The sequence below is a fragment of the Massilia sp. Mn16-1_5 genome (assembly GCF_004798585.1).
In the GTDB taxonomy this organism is placed as follows: domain Bacteria; phylum Pseudomonadota; class Gammaproteobacteria; order Burkholderiales; family Burkholderiaceae_D; genus Telluria.
The window spans coordinates 1-451 of the sequence record NZ_PPXQ01000073.1 but is presented as its reverse complement, the minus strand read 5'-3'; the positions used below and the strand labels follow the sequence as shown (position 1 = coordinate 451).

Sequence of the window (451 nt, the reverse complement as noted above, 5' to 3'; positions counted from 1 at the left end):
AGGGCCTCCCTTCGGGGTGCTCGAACGCGAACCACTTGAGGTGGTGGGTGGGGACGGGCTGGTCATGGTTGGCAGCCTCGAGGGCCTTGACGTGCTTGCTCTGCACCTGCTCCAGCACCTCGCAGGGGCGGCAGCGATACATGCCGACGCGCCACCGTGGCCGCTTGTCCGGCTCGGCGTCGTTGTCCCACAGGCCACGCTCGTAGGGGGTGCCGCAGCCGGGGCAGCACTGCTTCTCTCACGCGTCGAATGCGATCCACAGCGACCGCTCCCACGCGTCGAACTCGGGGTCACGGGTGGTGATGGTTGTGCCGTCGGGGCGGGTGGTGGTGACCGTGGTCGGCTCCCACCCGTTGAATCGGCGCAGGCTGACCCCCAAGCTGCGGGCGATCGCCAGATCAGTCCGCAACTCGGCGTCAGAGGCGACAACCTCAGCTACATAGGAAAATCC

Annotated in this window: 1 protein-coding gene; it reads right to left on the bottom strand. The window is 67.4% G+C overall.

Annotation, left to right across the window (positions count from 1 at the left end; all coding sequences use genetic code 11):
* Positions 1-238: 238 nt before the first annotated feature.
* A partial coding sequence (locus C2862_RS25455) for a hypothetical protein (protein WP_168710174.1) occupies positions 239-451 on the bottom strand: 213 nt, incomplete at its 5' end.